This is a genomic window from Geotalea uraniireducens, assembly GCF_027943965.1.
Taxonomy (GTDB): domain Bacteria; phylum Desulfobacterota; class Desulfuromonadia; order Geobacterales; family Geobacteraceae; genus Geobacter; species Geobacter uraniireducens.
In genome coordinates, this window is the sequence record NZ_AP027151.1 from 2,130,688 (window position 1) to 2,149,217 (window position 18,530).

15 protein-coding genes are annotated in these 18,530 nt (G+C 60.0%); all 15 read left to right on the forward strand.

Annotated elements, in window-relative coordinates; translation table 11 throughout:
• Nucleotides 1-32 precede the first annotated feature (32 nt).
• The 15 genes from QMN23_RS09925 to QMN23_RS09995 all read left to right on the forward strand — a co-directional run bounded on the left by QMN23_RS09925 (nt 33) and on the right by QMN23_RS09995 (nt 18,525).
• A complete protein-coding gene (locus tag QMN23_RS09925) occupies nt 33-1,412 on the forward strand; it encodes a polysaccharide pyruvyl transferase family protein (RefSeq protein ID WP_281999153.1) in 1,380 nt (459 codons plus the stop codon).
• On the forward strand, nt 1,409-2,392 hold the full coding sequence (locus tag QMN23_RS09930; protein WP_281999154.1) for a glycosyltransferase family 2 protein: 984 nt from the start codon (nt 1,409-1,411) through the stop codon (nt 2,390-2,392). Before QMN23_RS09925 ends, QMN23_RS09930 begins: the two co-directional genes overlap by 4 nt.
• Before the next feature lie 13 nt (nt 2,393-2,405).
• Complete coding sequence (locus QMN23_RS09935) at nt 2,406-3,191, forward strand: ABC transporter permease (protein WP_281999156.1); 786 nt, start codon at nt 2,406-2,408, stop codon at nt 3,189-3,191.
• Nucleotides 3,192-3,204: 13 nt separating this feature from the next.
• Nucleotides 3,205-4,395, forward strand: a complete 1,191-nt coding sequence (locus QMN23_RS09940) for an ABC transporter ATP-binding protein (protein ID WP_281999157.1) — start codon at nt 3,205-3,207, stop codon at nt 4,393-4,395.
• Nucleotides 4,396-4,453: 58 nt separating this feature from the next.
• Nucleotides 4,454-5,443: a GNAT family N-acetyltransferase gene (locus QMN23_RS09945; RefSeq protein WP_281999158.1), complete on the forward strand. Its 990-nt coding sequence runs from the start codon at nt 4,454-4,456 to the stop codon at nt 5,441-5,443.
• Nucleotides 5,444-5,505: 62 nt separating this feature from the next.
• A complete protein-coding gene (locus tag QMN23_RS09950; RefSeq protein WP_281999159.1) occupies nt 5,506-6,297 on the forward strand; it encodes a sugar phosphate nucleotidyltransferase in 792 nt (263 codons plus the stop codon).
• Nucleotides 6,298-6,316: 19 nt separating this feature from the next.
• The gene (locus tag QMN23_RS09955; protein ID WP_281999160.1) at nt 6,317-6,967 is read left to right on the forward strand and encodes a PIG-L deacetylase family protein; all 651 of its coding nucleotides are present in this window, start codon (nt 6,317-6,319) and stop codon (nt 6,965-6,967) included.
• 18 nt (nt 6,968-6,985) lie between these two features.
• The gene (locus QMN23_RS09960) at nt 6,986-8,179 is read left to right on the forward strand and encodes a glycosyltransferase family 4 protein (RefSeq protein ID WP_281999161.1); all 1,194 of its coding nucleotides are present in this window, start codon (nt 6,986-6,988) and stop codon (nt 8,177-8,179) included.
• A complete protein-coding gene (locus QMN23_RS09965; RefSeq protein WP_281999162.1) occupies nt 8,176-9,645 on the forward strand; it encodes a DUF6298 domain-containing protein in 1,470 nt (489 codons plus the stop codon). The genes QMN23_RS09960 and QMN23_RS09965 overlap by 4 nt, the downstream gene beginning before the upstream one ends.
• Complete coding sequence (locus QMN23_RS09970) at nt 9,617-10,465, forward strand: XrtA system polysaccharide deacetylase (RefSeq protein ID WP_281999163.1); 849 nt, start codon at nt 9,617-9,619, stop codon at nt 10,463-10,465. Before QMN23_RS09965 ends, QMN23_RS09970 begins: the two co-directional genes overlap by 29 nt.
• Nucleotides 10,466-10,487: 22 nt before the next feature.
• Nucleotides 10,488-11,513 (forward strand): FemAB family XrtA/PEP-CTERM system-associated protein, encoded by a 1,026-nt coding sequence (locus tag QMN23_RS09975; protein WP_281999164.1) that lies wholly within the window; start codon nt 10,488-10,490, stop codon nt 11,511-11,513.
• A 38-nt stretch (nt 11,514-11,551) separates the two neighbouring features.
• Nucleotides 11,552-12,493 carry a glycosyltransferase gene (locus QMN23_RS09980; RefSeq protein WP_281999165.1) on the forward strand — a complete coding sequence of 314 codons (942 nt, stop codon included), beginning with the start codon at nt 11,552-11,554 and terminating at the stop codon, nt 12,491-12,493.
• A gap of 11 nt (nt 12,494-12,504) precedes the next feature.
• Nucleotides 12,505-14,916 carry a glycosyltransferase family 2 protein gene (locus tag QMN23_RS09985; protein WP_281999166.1) on the forward strand — a complete coding sequence of 804 codons (2,412 nt, stop codon included), beginning with the start codon at nt 12,505-12,507 and terminating at the stop codon, nt 14,914-14,916.
• A gap of 1 nt (nt 14,917) precedes the next feature.
• On the forward strand, nt 14,918-16,813 hold the full coding sequence (gene asnB, locus QMN23_RS09990) for an asparagine synthase (glutamine-hydrolyzing) (RefSeq protein ID WP_281999167.1): 1,896 nt from the start codon (nt 14,918-14,920) through the stop codon (nt 16,811-16,813).
• Entirely contained in the window at nt 16,798-18,525 is a 1,728-nt protein-coding gene (locus QMN23_RS09995; RefSeq protein WP_281999168.1) for a glycosyltransferase, read from the forward strand. Before asnB ends, QMN23_RS09995 begins: the two co-directional genes overlap by 16 nt.
• Nucleotides 18,526-18,530: the final 5 nt, after the last annotated feature.

Consider the following 18,530-nt stretch of genomic DNA (forward strand, 5'->3'; position numbering starts at 1 on the left):
TTTTAAGGGGCGGCCGGCTAACGATGGGACTCATGAAGCACTGCGATTCTCGACAACTCAGTATTGGGCTCCTGACCCCTTACACCGGGGGGAATCTCGGTGACGGGGCGATTCAGGAAGCGGTGATCGCTAACCTGCGGGCGCGGTTTCCCGGCTGTCGTTTGCAGGCGTTTACCCTCGATCCGGTCAATACGGAACGGTTGCACCAGATCCCTTGTGCACCGTTGACGGCGCTCTCCGTCCCCCACTACCGGGTCAATACAGCGCCGGCGCCGGCGGACGCCCCCAAGCCGATGGCCGACGAGCCGATGGCCGTTCAACGACTGAAAGAAGCGGTGAAAAAGATCGCACCATTGTACCGTCTTGCGCAGTTCGCTCGCCAGGTGGCCAAGGTCGCAGCCTGTCTGTCGGCGGAAGCCCGTTTTCTTCGGGACGGGTATCGGACGCTGAAGGGGCTCGATCTGCTCATCGTCTCCGGCGGTGGCCAGCTGGACGATTATTGGGGCGGGCCCTGGGGACACCCGTTCTCATTATTGAAGTGGGGCGTGCTGGCCCGGCTGGCGAATACGCCCTATCTGTTTCTGAGTGTCGGAACGTGCGCGATCGAGTCGCGGCTGAGCTTTCACTTCGTCAAATGGGCGCTGAGGCTGGCCGACTATCGTTCCTACCGCGATGCCCGCTCGAAGCAGCGGCTGGAGAAGATGGCCTTTACCGGCGGCGATCCGGTCTGCCCGGACCTGGCATTCAGCCTCGAAATTCCCCGGCGCTCCGTTTCGTCGGTCGGCGCCGGCGGCAGACCGGTTGTCGGCGTCAGCCCGATCGCCTATCTATCGTCGCACTCCTGGCCGAAGAGCGACCTCGGGACCTACGAACCGTACATCGCCACGTTGAAGTCGTTCGTGGCGTCACTGCTGGCGGAAGGTACGACGGTGATCCTCTACTTCACCGACAGCACCGACAAGGTCGTGGTCAGGGAACTGGCAGGGGAGCTGCAAAGTTTCGCCGCCGATTCACCCGGTACGCTGGCGGTACAACCGACCGAGACGGTTGCCGAACTGCTCCAGTTGATGGGGCGGGTCGATTACGTGGTTGCCAGCCGGCTGCACGGAGTGATTCTCGCCCATCTGATGGATCGACCGGTGGTGGCGATCTCGTACGATACGAAGGTCGACACGCATATGAACGAACTGGGCCAGCAAGAGTATTGCCTGGACATCCATCGCCTGGAACTTGCTGCGTTGTGCCGGGCGTATGCCGCCCTCCGCGGGGAGAGCCAGGCGGCGCGGACGCGGATTTCGGCACAGGCGGCGAAGTACCGCTCGCTGCTGGCCGCGCAGTACGACGGATTGCTGAACTATTCCGGGGCACGGGTTTTAACCCCGGCCCGGGCCATGAGCAGGAGATGTCAATGAAGGCGAACAGCCAGCCGCTGGTGAGCATAGTCACGCCGTTTTACAATACCGCCCGTTACCTGGCGGAGTGCATCGACAGCGTGCTGGCCCAGAATTACGACAACTGGGAGTATATCCTGGCGAACAACTGCAGTACCGACGGCTCGCGGGAGATTGCCGCCGCGTATGCCGAACGCGACCCCCGCATCCGGTTGGTCGACAATGACCGTTTCCTCGGCCAGGTGCAGAATTACAACCAGGCGCTGCGGCAGATTTCGCCCACCAGCGTCTATTGCAAGATCGTCCAGGCGGACGACTGGATTTTCCCCGACTGCCTCAAGGCGATGGTCGCGCTGGCCGTCGAGCACCCCCGGGTGGGGATCGTCGGGTCCTATTATCTCAACGGGACGCAGGTGTTGGGGAGCGGCCTGCCGTACCCCAGCACCATGGTGCCGGGGGCCGAGATCTGCCGATGGCATCTGCGGTACTATCCGGAACGCTACCTGTTCGGCACGCCGACTTCCCTGTTGTTCCGGAGCGATCTCGTCCGGGCGCGGCAGCCGTTTTACGATGAGGAGAGCCTCCTCGAAGACTATGAAGTCTGCTACGAGCTGCTGCAGGAGAGCGACTTCGGCTTTGTTCATCAGGTACTTACCTTCCTGCGGGTGGAAGAGGATTCCCTAACCGGACAAATCAGCGACTTTTACCCCTATCTCCTTCACGCGTTCATCTGTCTGAAGAAATACGGCCGGCTCTATCTGCCGGAAGATGAATACGAAACGCGGCTCCGCAACATCAGCAAGCGATATTTCGCTGCCCTGGCTCGCGGTTACCTGGAGGGGGCAGGGAAAGAGTTCCGGACGTATCACCGCCGCGGGCTGCAGAGTATCGATTATCGGCTCAGCCCGTTGACCCTGGCAAAGCATCTTGCGTGCGAGCTGCTCGACCTGTTCCGACATCCGAAGGCCGCGGCCCGGCTTCTGGCCCGCTACCTGGCCTGACAGAGGAATGATGATGGTTGGTGACAAGAAAACACTTTTCGATTATCGGGATCTCTTCTTCATGATCACCTGGCGCGAGATCAAGATCAAGTACAAGCAGTCGATCATGGGGTTCCTGTGGGCGCTGTTCATGCCGATCCTGATCATTACCTCGGGGATTCTGGTCAAAATGGCCTTTGCGAAGCTGGCCGGCACGCCGTTCACCTTCCAGGAGGTGGCCGGGGTCTCCGTTAAGGCGATCCCCTGGGCTTTTTTTATCTCGTCGATCCGCTTTTCGACCAACAGCCTGATCTCGAATTTCAACTTGGTCACCAAGATCAGCTTCCCGAAGATCATCTTCCCGCTCAGCGCGATCTGCTCGCAACTGGTCGATTTCGTCGTCGCATCGCTCTTCCTGATGGTCGTGCTGATGGCCAACGGCTATGGCCTGACCGTCAAGGCGCTCTTTGCCTTTGTCCTGATCCTGATCCTGATCGTCCTGTCGGCCGCCCTCGGTATCCTGTTTTCGGCCGCGAATCTCTTTTTCCGTGATGTCAAGTACATCGTGGAAGTCATCGTCACCTTCGCGATCTTTTTTACCCCGGTTTTCTATGACGTCAAGATGTTCGACAAGTGGGAGCGGGTTCTGCTTCTCAACCCGGTGGCCCCGGTACTGGAAGGGCTCAACGGCTGCCTGGTGCTGGGGACGATCCCCTACGGCGGCTGGATTGTCTACAGTGCCGTGTTTTCGGTTGCCCTGCTGGCAATAGCGGTTTTTCTCTTTCAGAAGATCGAACCGCTGTTCGCCGAAAATATCTAGCAATGGTGAAAGTATGTCCGATTCGGCGATAACATTCGAAAACGTCTCGAAACGGTTTAAAAAGGGGCAGATCTACGATTCGTTGCGCGATCTGCTCCCGGCGCTGACCAAGAAAGCGTTTGCCCGTTCCGGTGAGCGGGAGTTGAAAAAAAACGAATTCTGGGCGTTGAACAACATCTCCTTCGACGTGAAAAAGGGCGAATCGGTGGGGATTATCGGTCACAACGGCGCCGGCAAGAGCACCATGCTCAAGCATCTTAGCGGCATCATGCAGCCGACGAAGGGGACCATTACGGTGAACGGCCGGCTGTCGGCACTGATCGAAGTCGGCGCCGGCTTTCACCCCGATCTGACCGGCCGGGAGAATATCTTCCTTAACGGGACGATCCTCGGCATGTCCCGGGCGGAAATCCGCCGCAAGCTCGATGAAATAATCGACTTTTCCGGGCTCGAAGACTTCATCGATACTCCGGTCAAGCGTTATTCCTCTGGGATGCATGCCCGTCTTGGTTTTTCCGTGGCGGCCCATCTGGAACCGGACATCCTGGTGGTCGACGAGGTGCTGAGTGTCGGTGACTATCTGTTTCAGAACAAGGGGCTGGAGAAGATGCGCTCGATCCTCGAGGGGGGGGCGACCGTCCTGTTCGTTTCCCATAATGTCAAAGCAGTGTCCTCCCTGTGCAAGCGTGCGCTGCTCCTCGACCACGGCTCGCTCCTCATGGACGGCCCGTCGCAGGAAGTCATCAACTGCTACTTCGAAAAGAGTGCGGCTGGCAATGGGCAGGATCCGGACAAGGAAGTTGCCATTACCTCGATGGCGATCAGGAACGACAGCGGCCGGCAGGTGTCTTACAAGGAAGGGAGCACGGTGCAGCTGGAGGTCGAAGTGACCGGAAGAGCGTCGTGCGACAACCTGTCGTTGAGCCTTGGCTTTGTCGACGACAATCATTACCGGATTTTCGATACCTCTTCCCAGCGCCTGACGGGCAAGCCGTTTTCGATCCGCCCGGGAGAAGCGAAGAAATTTGTTTTCGAACTCCAGCTCAACCTGGGGCCGGGCAGTTACCATTACGGGACATACATTTATCGCTACGATACCCAGCATATGTATGATCTGTCCAGTGTCAAAACCCTCTTCATTGAGTCGGACCGGGATGCGCGCGGGGCGGCAAATCTTTACCCGCGGCTGGTGGAGGTAGAATGATGACGTATCCGGTGAAGGTGTCATTCTCCGTGGGCGCCGTAACAAGGGAGATTTCTCGATGAGTGTCCTCCGTAACGATTACAAAGTTGTCTGGTTCGACCGATGGGAAAGGTCGATCGACGAGGCTTTGCAGAGCCTCCCGGAGATGGATGCCTGCCCGCATGCCTTGTATCGTCTGCTGATTGAAAACTCCGGCCCGTGTCGCAAGCGGACGGCGCTGGTACTGGCGCGTGATGAGGTGCTGGCGGTGGTCGGTTTGCGATGGCAGTGGCAGCGCTGGGACCCGATCATGAACTGGATAGTTCCCGGCTGTCCTTTCCCGGTCCGCGACGGCTATTTCTTCAAAGTGCTCGAAGCGCTGGGGGTCGAAAGCAAGGTGGCTCTCTGGCGTTGTGAGTCTTTGCTGGAACATGCCGAGGAACAGCAAATCGTCAGATCGTTTCATCGGTCGCCGACCCACAAACTGCAACTCGCCGGCCCGGTGGAAGAGTATTGGAAAAAGTCGGGTTCTTTCTACAAGACGGTTCGTAACATACGAAATCGGTGCAAGGATTATGTCCTTGAAGTCAATCCGGTTGGCGCTGCCGAGTGGACAATCAAACACTGGGGGGGCAAATGGCAGCTAACTCCGGATGCCCAATTCAACGATCTGTCCGATCGGCTGATCGTTGCCAGGTATCTGGAAGAAGAAGGTCAGTATTTCACCATCATGCTGCTTGCCGACGGGGAGCCTGTTGCCGGGTTCTCTTCGCTTGTCCATAGAAACGATCTGGTTTGCCAATACAATTACCGGCTTCCCGAACACGACAAGGCGGGGGTCGGTGTGTATATCTACGATCGAGTCGCCCACTGGGCGAAGGACGCCGGTTTTGCCGTGATGGACATCGGCGGCGGACATGATTACAAGGACCGCTGGGCTCCGCTGGACGGGGAGAAAATGGAGATCGATATCTGTCCCGAATGGGATTACCGGTTGAAACAGGCTTCCAGCCTGCTCGGCCGAATTAAGTCGAAAGTTGCCAACTTGGTGAGAAGTAACGGCGAATAGGTGTGATGGCAACAAAATCGGCGCCGTGAGCAGATAAGCAGCGGCGTAACGGAGATGCGGCTATGAAAGTTGTTCTGTTCTGCGGTGGCATGGGGATGCGGTTGCGGGATTATTCGGAATCGATTCCGAAGCCGATGGTTTGTGTCGGTCATCGGCCGATCCTCTGGAACGTCATGAAATACTATGCCCATTACGGCCACAAGGAGTTCATCCTCTGCCTCGGCTACCGGAGCGATACAATCAAGAACTATTTCCTGAACTATACCGAGTGCCTTTCCAACGACTTCACGATTACCAACGGCGGCAAGGATATCTATCTCTACAACAATGACATCAGCGACTGGAAAATCACCTTTGCCGATACGGGCATGACATCGAACATCGGCCAGCGGTTGAAGGCGGTGCAGAAGTACCTTGAAGATGACGAGGTCTTCCTGGCCAACTACAGCGACGGCCTGACCGATTTTTATCTGCCGGACATGATCGATTGCTTTACCCGCAGCAACAAGACAGCGTGCTTCCTGAGCGTCCGGCCCAATCAGAGCTTCCATATCGTCAATGTCGCCGATGACGGGCTCGTCAACGATATCACCGGGCTGGAGCGTTCGGATATCTGGGTGAACGGCGGCTTCTTCGTTCTCAAAAAGGAGATTTTCGACTACATCCAGGATGGCGACGAACTGGTCCACGAGCCGTTCCGGCGCCTGATCGAGCGGAAGGAACTGCTCACCTACCGTTACGACGGCTTCTGGATCAGCATGGATACCTTCAAGGACAAGCAGCACCTTGACGACCTGTACAGCAAGGGTGAAACCCCGTGGGAAGTCTGGGCATCCCACCAGCAGCAGCCATGATGGCGAAAGGATAGGCCTGATGATCCCATTTAGCTTGCCGAAACGGAACGAGCACCTGAGAATCCTCTGCCTCGGCGCGCACTGCGACGATATCGAGATCGGTTGCGGGGGGACGATCCTCCGGCTGCTCGAAGAGAATCCGGGCGCCACCGTCCAGTGGATCGTCTTCAGTGCCAGTACCGTCCGGGCGGTGGAGTTCCGGCTGTCGTCGCACTGTTTCCTCGGCGACGACAATGCCCGAAACAGCCAGGCCCACAGCTTTCCCGACGGTTATTTCCCCCATGTCTGGAAGGAGCTGAAGGACTGTTTCGAGCAGCTGAAGGGGGGGGCGAGTCCCGATCTCATTTTTACCCACTTTCGCGACGATCTGCACCAGGACCACCGGATTGTCTCGGAGTTGACCTGGAACACCTTCCGGAACCAGTTGATCCTGGAGTACGAGATTCCCAAGTTCGACGGCGATTTCGGCAGTCCCAACTTCTTCGTCCGGCTTTCCGAAGAGATCTGCCGGCAGAAGGTGCGGAACCTTTTGGAGAATTATCCGAGCCAGGGCGACCGGAACTGGTTCACCGAGGATACGTTCCGGGCGGTGCTGCGGCTCCGGGGGATGGAGGCCAATTCGCCGACGAAATTCGCCGAAGGGTTCTACGTGCGCAAGATGTCGTTCTGAGTTGGTCAGGGGGATCCGATGAAGTCGCTGATAATCGCCCATAAATACCCGCTGCCGGAAAACAGCGGCGACCGGATCAGGACCATGAACTTCGCCAGGTATCTGAGCCGTGTCGGCCGGGTGGACATGCTGTATTTCCACCCGGCCGACGACGGCGTCACGGCGGACTTCCCCTATGGCGAAAGCATCTATGTCGACAAGTACGCCGGTTCCTGCGGCAGTCGGCTTGTGCAGCTCTATGAAAAACTGAAGTACGCCAAGCCATGGGCGGTCTGTGGCTACACGCGTGACTGCCTGGCCGCGGTGGCCGCAGTCATCGCGCGCGAAGATTACGACGTGATTCTGTGTCGCTATGCCCATCATGTCTATCCGCTCTTCTTCCTGCCGGCGGAGGTCCGGGAGCGGGTGATCGTCGACATCGACGACCTGATCAGCGAATCGCTCTACGAGACGATGCAGGGAACCGGGGCGGCGAAAGGTGGCGTCAAGAGCTGGCTCGATTTCAAATTCTACCAGGCGTATCAGCATAAATGCGCAAAGCTCGGCCGGACGCTGGTCTGCTCCGCGATCGACCGCCAGGCCCTGGAGCGGCGGTCGGACCCGGAGCGTCTCTTCCTGGTGCCGAACGTCGCGCCGCCGGTTTCCCTGCCCGAGGGGTATCTTCGCGACGGGCAGCGGAACCTCGATACCCTGCTTTTCGTCGGCAATCTCGAATATCGGCCGAACGTCCAGGGGATCGAGTGGTTCATTACGGAGATATTCTCCCGGCTGGCGGCCGAAAAACCGTCGCTTTCGCTGCTCGTGGCCGGCAGGAAGCCCTCTCCGGCGCTGCGAGACCTGTGTGCCCGGCACGAACGGGTAACGCTGGTGGAAGATCCACCCGAGCTGGTGCCGCTTTACGAACGTTGCGGCACGGTCATTGTCCCGCTTTTGGCCGGCGGCGGCACCAGGATCAAGATCCTTGAGGCGGGGCTGGCGCACCGGCCGGTCATTTCCACGCCGGTCGGCGCGCACGGGCTGGGCGTCGATGAATTCGAACATCTCCTCTACATGAGGGATTATCGGACCTTTGCCGAATGTTACCGGTGGCTCGGCAACCCGGAGCATTATCGGCGGCTTGTCGCCGGGATGAATGATTTCGTTGCCGCGAACTATTCGCTCGAGACGTTCAATCGCTCCATGGACCGGGTGACCGGCTGGAGGACCCTGTGAGGTTATGGCTGGTGGCTCTTGTCCTCTGTTCCATAGCGGCGACTGCCCTGGCGGCGGAGATTCCCACCGCCGGACCGCTGCGGCAATGCACGACAAATCCGCGCTATTTTTGCGATGCCCGCGGCCGGGTCGTGCTGCTGACCGGCTCGCATACCTGGGATAATTTCCAGGATGTGCAGGTCAATCCGACGACGGAGCCATTCGATTACGGCGCCTATCTCGATTTCCTGCGCCGCAATAACCACAATTTTTTCCGGCTCTGGGTGTGGGAGCAGGGGTGGGGCGCCGCGGACCTGACGGCCCCGATCAGCTTTACGCCACTGTCGTATCGGCGTACCGGCCCCGGCCTCGCCCTGGACGGAAAACCGAAGTTCGACCTGCATTCCTTCGATGAAGGGTATTTTCGCCGCCTTCGCGAACGGGTGGTTCAGGCCCGGGATCGGGGAATCTACGTTTCCGTGATGTTGTTCAATGGCTGGAGCGTTGACGGCAAGTCGCTCGGGGGGGGCAATCCCTGGCGCGGTCATCCATTCAACCGGGCCAACAACATTGATGGTGTCGATGGCGACGGCAGCGACACCGGTTTCGGGCTGGCCTCGCATACCCTCGCTAACAGCACGGTCGTCCGGTTGCAGGAAGCGTACGTAAAGAAAGTCATTGATACCCTCAACGACCTGGATAACGTGCTTTGGGAGATTTCCAACGAGAGTCCCCCGGGATCCGAAAAGTGGCAGTACCATTTCATCCGCTTTATCAAGGAGTACGAGGCGCGGAAGCCGTTCCGGCATCCGGTGGGGATGACCGTGGTTTATCCCGGCGGCGACAATCGCGCCTTGCGCCGCAGCCCGGCGGACTGGATTTCCCCCAATGACGGCAGAAACGGCTCGTACAAGACCGACCCGCCGGAAGGGGATGGGACCAAGGTTATCGTCAGCGATACCGATCACCTCTGGGGGATCGGCGGCGACCACAAATGGGTCTGGAAAAGCTTTCTCCGCGGTTTGAACCCGATTTTCATGGATCCGTACAAGGTCAAGGATATCGTTGGCGATCTGCCGGCCGGATATGAATTTTCGTCCCCGGAATTCGTTGCCGTCCGCCGCAACCTCGGCTATGTCCGGGCCTATGCCGACCGGCTCGATCTTGCCGGGCTGCAACCGCGCCGCGACTTGTCGTCCACGGGATACTGCCTGGCCCGTCCCGGGGCGGCATACCTGGTTTATCAACCGGCCGGGCTGTCGTTCACCGTCTACCTGGAGCCGGGGAGCTATCGGGCGGAGTGGCTCGACCCGAACCGCGGGACGACCGGCCATGACGAAGTGGTGGTGAAAACGGCCGGCTGGCAGCGTTGTTACCTGCCGTATTACATTGCCGACGACGCGGTGCTGCTGCTCGAAAGGGCCGGTCTGGCGGCCGCTGAACAGGGGGGGAATGGTCATGCTCAACGCACTGACGATCGACGTTGAAGACTATTTCCAGGTAACGGCGTTCGAACGCCATGTCCGTCGGGACGAGTGGGGGCAATTCCCGCTCCGGGTCGAACGGAATACCGGCCGAATCCTTGACCTGCTCGACGAATACGGCGTCCGGGCAACGTTCTTCGTCCTGGGATGGATTGCGGAGCGGGCCCCCCGGCTCGTGAAAGAGATTCAGCGCCGTGGGCACGAAATTGCCTGCCACGGTTACGGTCATCAGTTGATCTACCGGATCGGGCCCGATAAATTCCGGGAGGATATCGCCACGGCCCGCGCCATTCTTGAACAGCTTTGCGGTGAGCGCGTCTGTGGTTATCGGGCGCCGAGCTATTCGATCACCAGGAAATCGCTCTGGGCGCTCGATATTCTGATTGAAGAAGGGTTCACCTACGATTCGAGCATTTTCCCGGTGATCCACGATACCTATGGGATTCCCGATGCCAGCCGCTTTCCCGGCCGGCTCAGCTGCGCGGCGGGAGACATCCGGGAGTTCCCGCTGTCGACGCTTCCCGTGCGGTTGATCGGCAAGGAGTTTCGCCTGCCGATCGCCGGCGGCGGCTATCTGCGGCTGTTCCCCTCCTGGGTGATCGGCAACGGGATTGCCCGGATCAACGAGCTGGAGCGGCAACCGGCGGTACTCTATTTCCACCCGTGGGAAATCGATCCCGACCAGCCGCGGATTCAGGCCGGCTTCAAGTCGCGATTCCGGCATTATCTCAATCTCCACCGGACGGAACAGAAGCTGAAGGACCTGCTGGGGCAGCTGCAGTTCGGCCCCATGCGGGACGTGCTCGACGGCTGCATCCCGTGATGGCCGTAGCGGAAAGAGAACAATGAACGTTCAACTTTGTTATGATTCCCGCACCTGGGACGATTTTGTCGCCAGCCGGCCCGAAGCGACCAACTACCATCGCTACGGCTGGCGCACCGTCATCGAACGGGCGTTTGGCCATCGGACCTACTACCTGATGGCGACGGACGAACGAGATCAGGTCTGCGGCGTGCTGCCGCTGACCCACATGAAGAGCGCCCTGTTCGGCAGCTTCCTGGTTTCGCTGCCGTTTTTCAACTATGGCGGCATGCTTTGTGCCACTGATGATGCAGCCCGCGGGTTGCTGGAACGGTCCCGGCAGCTCCTCGATGAAGTGGGTGCGGAGTACGCGGAGCTGCGCCATCTTCACCCCACCGGGAAGGCGCTGCCGAGCAAAGAACATAAGGTGACCATGCTCCTGGCGCTGCAGGATGATGCCGAGTCCCAGTGGAAAGCCCTGGATGCCAAGGTCAGGAACCAGGTGCGCAAGGCCGAGAAAAGCGGCCTTACTACCGTCGTCGGCCATTGCGAGCTCCTGGACGGGTTCTATGAGGTGTTCTGCCGGAATATGCGCGATCTGGGGACGCCGGTCTATAGCAAGGAATTGTTTAGACAGGTACTGGAAGTCTTTCCTGAAACTACCCGGATAATAAGTGTTATTCTTGACGGGCGAACCGTGGCGGCCGGATTGTTGACTTGGTACCGGGATACCCTGGAGGTCCCCTGGGCCTCGTCGATCCGCGACGTTCGCGAACTTTGCCCGAACAATCTCCTCTACTGGGAGGCGATAAGATTTGCCATCGGCAATGGTTCCCGGCACTTCGATTTCGGTCGTTCGACCCCCGGGGAGGGGACGTACCGTTTCAAGAAGCAATGGGGGGCCGAGCCGCACCAGTTGCATTGGGACTATCTGCTCAACCCGGGAGCCGCCTTGCCGGAATTGAATCCGGCCAACCCGAAGTACCGCCTGGCCATCAGCCTCTGGCAGCGCCTACCGGTGGCGGTGACCAAGCTGCTCGGTCCGCCGATCGTCCGCAATATTCCCTGAGCGGCGGGATCGGCAGCGTGATGAGGAATCGATAACCTATGCACTTTTCGGTCATTATCCCGGCCAGGAACGAGGAAGCCACCATCGACCGCTGCGTCGAATCGGTGATGGCTTGCGCCTGGGCAGCCGATGACTTCGAAGTGCTGGTAGTGGATAACGGTTCCTCCGACCGGACCGCTATGCTCGCCGCTGCGCGGGGGGCAAGGGTCCTTTCGCTGCCGGACGGCACCATCGCCAGACTGAGGAATTACGGCGCACTTGAGGCGCAGGGCGATATCCTCGCTTTTCTCGATGCCGACTGTACCGTCCCTGGCAATTGGCTGGGCGAGGCGGCACGCTACATCGAACAGGGCGATGTCGTCTGTTTCGGCAGCCCGCCGATTGTTCCGGCAGACGCGACCTGGGTGCAGGAGGCGTGGTTTGCGGTCCGGCAGAAGGGGGGCGAGCTCAACGAGGTCGACTGGCTCGAATCGATGAACATGTTTGTCCGTCGGCGGGAGTTCCTTTCGGTTGGCGGTTTTAACGAGGAACTGGTCACCTGCGAGGATTACGATCTGTCGCTTCGGCTCGGCCGGCTGGGACGGCTGGTGGCCGACAGCCGCATCGGCGCCGTCCATCATGGCGAAGCAGCGTCGCTTGGCCATTTTTTTCGTAAGGAATTATGGCGGGGAACCAGTAATCTGACCGGGGTGATCGCCCACGGTGTCTCCCTCCGGGAGGCCCCGAGCGTCCTGCTGCCGCTGGTGTACGGTCTGCTCATGCTGCTGGTGCCCCTGCTGTTGGTCGCCGGGCTGCTGACTATGAATCAGTTGCTGCTGCTGACCGGCGCGTCGCTGGTGCTTGCCTGGCAGGCGCCGTTGCTGCTGCTGGCCGCCTGGAAGAACCGTCGTTCGTTTTGCCTGTTGCGGACGCTGCAGCTCTACCTGTTGCTGAATGTCTATTTCCTGGCCCGGGGCGGGTCGGTTATCCTGCGCCGCTAAGGACTGCACTTATGGCTGACTGGTTTTTCATCTTCCTGACACTGCTGCTCGTCTACATTTACGTCGGCTACCCGGCAGTGCTGTTTCTGCTGGCGAAGCTGCTGCCGCGCGGCCATCGCCGCGACGAGCGCTACGAGCCAACGGTGACCCTGATCATTTCGGCCCACAACGAGGAGCAGGTGATCGGCGCAAAGTTGGAAAATGCCCTGGCAACCGATTACCCGCCGGCAAAGCTGACGATTACCGTCGTATCCGACGGGTCCACCGATCGGACCGACGAGATCGTCCGGAGCTTTGCCGACCGTGGCGTGGTACTGGTCCGGCCGGCGGAGCGGCGGGGAAAGACCGCCGGCCTCAACGTGGCGTTGGCTGGAGTGACGAGTGAACTGGTGGTATTCTCCGATGCCAATGCAATCTATGACCGGCTTGCCGTTCGGCGATTGGTGCGCCATTTTGCCGATGAACGGGTCGGTTATGCGGTCGGCAACGCCCGGTACGAGAGTACCGGGGATACGGCGGCCGGCAGCAGTGAGGGCGCCTATTGGAACGGTGAAGTGATGGTGAAGGAGTGGGAATCGGCCTTTTCCTCGGTGGTGGGAGGGGACGGTGCCATTTATGCCATCCGTACCCGGCTCTACGAGCCGTTGCAGGAGACCGACATCAACGATTTCGTCAATCCGCTCCAGATCGTGGCGAAGGGGTACCGGGGGATATTCGATCCCGAAGCCTGGTGTACCGAGAAGCCGGCGGGACTTTTCGAAAAGGAATTTTCCCGGAAAGTGCGGATTGCCAACCGGAGCTTCAACGGCTTTCTCCGCGTCCCCGCTGCCGCGAATCCGTTCAAGGCCGGCAGGTTTGCCTGGCAGCTGATCTCGCACAAGCTGCTTCGCTGGTTCTCGCCATTCATTCTCTGCCTGCATCTATTCGCCGCACTCGCCGCGGCCGATACCAGGCGACTGGCGGACCTGCCGGCAATGGGCTGTGTCTTTTTGTACGGCATTTTGGCTTTCCTGGCGCTGGTGGGATGGTTCCAGGACAAGAATGGCCAGCCCGGGCGGCTGTTTTCCTTTGCCTACTATTTCGCCCTGATGAATGTGGCATCGGCCGGCGGTATCCTCCTTCGGCTCCGGGGGACGGTCATTTCCGTCTGGGATACGGTGCGTGAACAATCGACACGGCGGAACGTATCGGCCAACATGCTGCCGTTTCTCCTGGTCGGGGTGCTGGCGGCAGTGGCGATCAGGGTTGCACTGATTCTCGATGTGTATCCGCAATTCCTGCAGGCGCTGGAGTATCTCATCCTGCTGGTGCTGTTCTATACCTATCTCGGCTATCCGCTCTTGATCGGCGGTCTGGCCAGGCTGTTCGCGGTTTCGGTTCGGCGGGACGAAGGGTTCCTGCCGGCAGTGACGCTGTTGATTGTCGCCTTCAACGAAGAGGCCGAGATCGAGGCGAAGATGCTCAACTCCCTGACCCTCAACTATCCGCCCGAGCGGCTGCGAATCATCGTTGCCTCGGATGGCTCGACCGATGGGACGAATGCCATCGTCGAGCGGTACCGGGACCGCGTCGAGCTGCTGTCCTTCGCCGTCAATCGAGGGAAGATCGCGGCGCTCAACGAAGCGATGTCGTCGATCGATTCGGAGATTGTCGTCTTCTCCGACGCCAATGTGATGTATGAGCCCGACGCTCTGATAAAGCTGGTGCGCAATTTCAGCGATCCCCGGGTGGGGGGCGTCTCGGGCCGCGTCTGCCTGCTCAATGATACGGTGAGCTACCGGGACTCGGAGAAGAGTTATTACAGCATTGAGCATTTCATCCAGGCAAAAGAGGGGGAAACCGGTGCCGTGGTCGGGGCCGACGGGGCGATGTACGCCATTCGCCGCACCCTTTTCCGGGCTCCGCCGGCGGACACCATTCTCGACGATTTTGCCATTTCGATGCGTATTGCCAGTGCCGGTCATCTGGTTATCCATGAACGTGAGGCGGTCGGCTGGGAATACAACCATCTCGAAATGGACGGCGAGTTCCGTCGCAAGGCCAGGATCATTGCCGGCGGTTTCCAGTGCCTGCTCCGGCGGGAAATCGTCACCCTGCCTTCCCAGCCGTTGCTGCTGTTCAAATTCATCTCCCACAAAGTACTGCGCTGGTTCAGCGGGGTACTGGTGACGGTGCTGTTTTTCCTGCTGCTGCAGTCGTGGCTGGCGGGGCACGGGGAGGGGCCGTTGCTGGAAGCGGTGCTCTACGGGATGACGGTGGCGCTGGCGGTGGCGGCATTGGCCCATCTGTTGCCGTTTTTACGGAAAATTACCCCGATCTCCATGGTTTATTATTTTTTCATGCTTACCGGGGCGTCACTGCTTGGCCTCTATCGGGAATTGACCGGGACGCAGCAGGTTACCTGGCGCCGAGGAACAACTTGATATGTGCGGAATAGCCGGATATATGCGCTCGTGCTCGCCGGGCGCCGACGAAGATACCCTGCGACGGATGGGGGAAGTGATCCGCCATCGCGGCCCCGATGCCGGCGGCGAGTATCTCGACGACACGGTCGGCCTGGCGCACCGCCGGCTGAGCATCATCGACCTGTCACCGTTGGGGAACCAGCCGATGTTTTCGGGCGACGGCCGGTACGTGATCGTCTTTAACGGAGAGATATACAATTTTCTCGATTTGCGCGCCGAACTCGAACGGCAGGGCTATCCGTTCCGCAGCCGGACCGACACCGAGGTGATCCTGGCCCTTTATGCCCGTGACGGGGTGGCCTGCCTGGCGCAGCTCAACGGGATGTTTGCCTTTGCCCTTTGGGACCGTGAAGAGCGGACGCTGCTTCTGGCCAGGGACCGGATCGGCAAAAAGCCGCTCTACTATTTCCATGCCGGCGCCGACCGGTTGGCGTTCGCTTCGGAAATCAAGTCGCTCCTCCAGTTGCCGGAGGTGGGCCGCGAGATCGAGCCGACGGCGATCGCCGATTACCTCAAGTATCTCTATATCCCGGCGCCGAAGACGATTTTCAAGGGAATCTCCAAGCTGTTGCCCGGGCATTATCTGGTGTTGAAAGCGGGCACTGCCCCGCAGGTGGCGGAGTACTGGGATGTCGACTTCTCGCGTCGGGCTGTCTGGGCCGGCGAAGAAGAGGCGGCGGCCGAACTGCTCGATCTCATCGATCAAAGCACTGCCTGCCGAATGATCGCCGACGTTCCGCTGGGGGCATTTCTCAGCGGCGGCGTCGATTCGAGTGCCATTGTCGCCCTGATGGCCAAAACGTCGGCCGGGCCGGTGAAGACCTGCTCGATCGGCTTTGCCGACAAGCGACATGACGAAACCCCCTATGCCCGGGAGATCGCCACGATGTTCCGCACCGATCATGCGGAATATGTCGTCGGCGACGACCTGGCTGGCACCGTCACGTTGCTGCCGCGCTATTTCGACGAACCGTTCGCCGATTCGTCTGCGGTGCCGACCTTCCACGTTTCCCGGCTGGCTCGCCGGACGGTGACGGTGGCACTTGCCGGTGATGGCGGCGACGAGAATTTCGGCGGCTACGAAAAATATACGACCGATCTTCTGGTCGATCAGGTCCGCCGCAGTGTTCCGGCGCTGCTGCTTCGGGCGCTGGCCGCATTTTCCAGCGGCCATGCCGGAACGCTGCTCCGCAAGGCCAATTCCCTGGCCCGGAGCGCGCTGATCGATGCCGGCGACGCCTTTTACCGGACCAATACCTTTATCGATGACGAGGAGCTCCAGCGGCTACTGGCGGCGCCGGTCCGGGCAGCCTGCAGCGGCTACGATCCGGCCGGACACACCCTGCGGCACTGGGAGCGGGTGCGGGATGCCGACCAGGTCACCCGGATGCTCTATACCGATCTCAAGAGCTATCTGCCTGGCGACATCCTCGTTAAGGTCGACCGGATGAGCATGGCCCATTCTCTGGAGGTGCGGGCGCCGCTGCTTGACTACCGGGTGGTCGAGTTCGCCGCAGCCCTGCCGAGTCGCTGGAAGATCCGCGGTGGCGACAAGAAGTACCTGTTGAAGAAAGCCTTCGGCCGCCAGCTCCCGGCCGGGATTCTCAACCGTCGCAAACACGGCTTTACCGTGCCGCTCGATAGCTGGTTCCGCCGTGAACTCGTCCCGTTGACGGAAGAGCTGTTGCTTAACGGGACGGCGCTCGACGGCTGCTTTGCGGTGAATGAACTCCGGCGCCTCTGCCATGATCATCGGGAACAGCGTTCCAATCACGGCACACTGCTCTGGAGTCTGCTCTCCTTCGCGTTGTGGCATCGGGAATATGTCGAGGGGGTCTCATGTTCGACTATCTGAAAGCCGATCTCAAGCGGCTCAGCCCCTCGGCCAGCCCGTCGCTCCGCACCTTGATCGCCGGGCTGCTCTCTCAGGGATTTCAGGCGATCCTGGTTTACCGCTTTTTCAACTGGCTGCAGCGGAAAAGGGTCCCGGGCCAGCCGATGCGCTTTTTCTGCGAACGGTTCATCGAGATTACCACCGGTATTTCGATCCCGGCCTGTTGCCGGATCGGCAAAGGGTTCCGGATTCATCATTTTGGCGGAATCATCTTTCATCCGACGACGGTGATCGGCGACAACTGTACCCTCTACCACGGGGTGACGATCGGCGACCGGGGCGGTTCGGGGGGGGCGGCAACGATCGGCGACAACGTGCTGATCGGCGCCGGAGCGAAGATCATCGGCCCGGTAGTCATCGGCAACAATTGCATCGTCGGCGCCAATGCGGTCGTTACCAAGGACCTGCCGGACAATACCGTGGCGATCGGTTCCCCCTGCCAGTTCAAACCACGTACCGACCCGCCGGCAGTGCCGCCGTCGGCCCCGATTCCCCGGGTCATGGACCTGCGTGGTACCTACAAGGGTGGGGGCGGCCCCGACAAGACGGTCCTCAATTCCGCGGCCCAGCACGATCCGGCCCGGGTCCACGTGCTGGTCACCTACATCAGGCAGCCCCACGACCACGAGTTTCAAATCCCCGACATGGCCCGCCAGCTCGGCGTCAACTATGTCGATGTGATTGACGGCAAAACAATCGACTGGGCATGTCTCGGCAAGCTCAAGGAACTGCTGCGTGAACACCGCCTTACGGTGGTCCACGCCCATGACGACAAGACCCTGCTCTATGCCTGGCTGTTGCGGTTCATGGTTCCCGGCCTGAAGATCATGTACACCTGCCATTCCCATGCGGTGTACGATCGGGATGACTTCGCTTCCTGGAGCAGCTACGCAAAGTTCAAGCTGCGTCAGCGAATCCAGATCATGCTGATGCGCCGGTGCATCAAACCGATCATTACCGTCTCCCACGATACCAAACGCCGGTTGCTCGGCAACGGTCTCAATGCGCACGACGTGGCGGTGCTGCATAACGGGATCGACATTTCTCGCTGGCAGCGTAACGGCGCCCGACCGGCCCTGCGGGATGAACTTGGCGTGCCTCCCGGCCATTTTCTGGTGGGGACGATCGCCCGGATCACCTACGATAAGGACCTGCCGACCTTCTACCGGGTTGCCGAAGCGGTTGCTGCCCGGTTGCCGAACGTCACCTTCGTGATCGTCGGCGACGGTTATGGCGATGAGCTTGCCAGAGCCCGGGCAGAGATTTCCCGCCGCGGCCTGGAGAAACTGATCCGGTTCACCGGTCACCGCAACGATCTGCCCGACATGTATGTCTCCCTCGATGTGTTCCTGATGACGTCGCTTACCGAGGGGATGCCCAATACCCTGCTCGAGGCAATGGCCCTCGGTGTGCCGGCGGTCTCGACGATGGTCGGCGGCATCCCTGAGCTTCTCGAACCGGGGCAGGAAGGTTTTCTTGCTCCGGTCGGCGATGCCGAGGCCCTTGCCGGTTACGTGCTTGACATGCTTGCCGACCCGTCGCTTCGGGAACGTTGCGGGAAGGCCTGCCGCGAGCGGATCGAACGCGATTTTTCCTTTGCCAACCGGGTACGACGGATGGAAGACTACTACGCCTGGTTCGCCGGCTCGGCCCCGCGACCCGATCAGGTATGACCAAT

What these genes read in the sequence shown, in the direction of transcription:
- QMN23_RS09925 (WP_281999153.1), top strand. Translation starts at nt 33, where the DNA reads ATGAAGCACTGCGATTCTCGACAACTCAGTATTGGGCTCCTGACCCCT.
- QMN23_RS09930 (WP_281999154.1), top strand. Translation starts at nt 1,409, where the DNA reads ATGAAGGCGAACAGCCAGCCGCTGGTGAGCATAGTCACGCCGTTTTAC.
- QMN23_RS09935 (WP_281999156.1), top strand. Translation starts at nt 2,406, where the DNA reads ATGGTTGGTGACAAGAAAACACTTTTCGATTATCGGGATCTCTTCTTC.
- QMN23_RS09940 (WP_281999157.1), top strand. Translation starts at nt 3,205, where the DNA reads ATGTCCGATTCGGCGATAACATTCGAAAACGTCTCGAAACGGTTTAAA.
- QMN23_RS09945 (WP_281999158.1), top strand. Translation starts at nt 4,454, where the DNA reads ATGAGTGTCCTCCGTAACGATTACAAAGTTGTCTGGTTCGACCGATGG.
- QMN23_RS09950 (WP_281999159.1), top strand. Translation starts at nt 5,506, where the DNA reads ATGAAAGTTGTTCTGTTCTGCGGTGGCATGGGGATGCGGTTGCGGGAT.
- QMN23_RS09955 (WP_281999160.1), top strand. Translation starts at nt 6,317, where the DNA reads ATGATCCCATTTAGCTTGCCGAAACGGAACGAGCACCTGAGAATCCTC.
- QMN23_RS09960 (WP_281999161.1), top strand. Translation starts at nt 6,986, where the DNA reads ATGAAGTCGCTGATAATCGCCCATAAATACCCGCTGCCGGAAAACAGC.
- QMN23_RS09970 (WP_281999163.1), top strand. Translation starts at nt 9,617, where the DNA reads ATGCTCAACGCACTGACGATCGACGTTGAAGACTATTTCCAGGTAACG.
- QMN23_RS09975 (WP_281999164.1), top strand. Translation starts at nt 10,488, where the DNA reads ATGAACGTTCAACTTTGTTATGATTCCCGCACCTGGGACGATTTTGTC.
- QMN23_RS09980 (WP_281999165.1), top strand. Translation starts at nt 11,552, where the DNA reads ATGCACTTTTCGGTCATTATCCCGGCCAGGAACGAGGAAGCCACCATC.
- QMN23_RS09985 (WP_281999166.1), top strand. Translation starts at nt 12,505, where the DNA reads ATGGCTGACTGGTTTTTCATCTTCCTGACACTGCTGCTCGTCTACATT.
- asnB (WP_281999167.1), top strand. Translation starts at nt 14,918, where the DNA reads ATGTGCGGAATAGCCGGATATATGCGCTCGTGCTCGCCGGGCGCCGAC.
- QMN23_RS09995 (WP_281999168.1), top strand. Translation starts at nt 16,798, where the DNA reads ATGTTCGACTATCTGAAAGCCGATCTCAAGCGGCTCAGCCCCTCGGCC.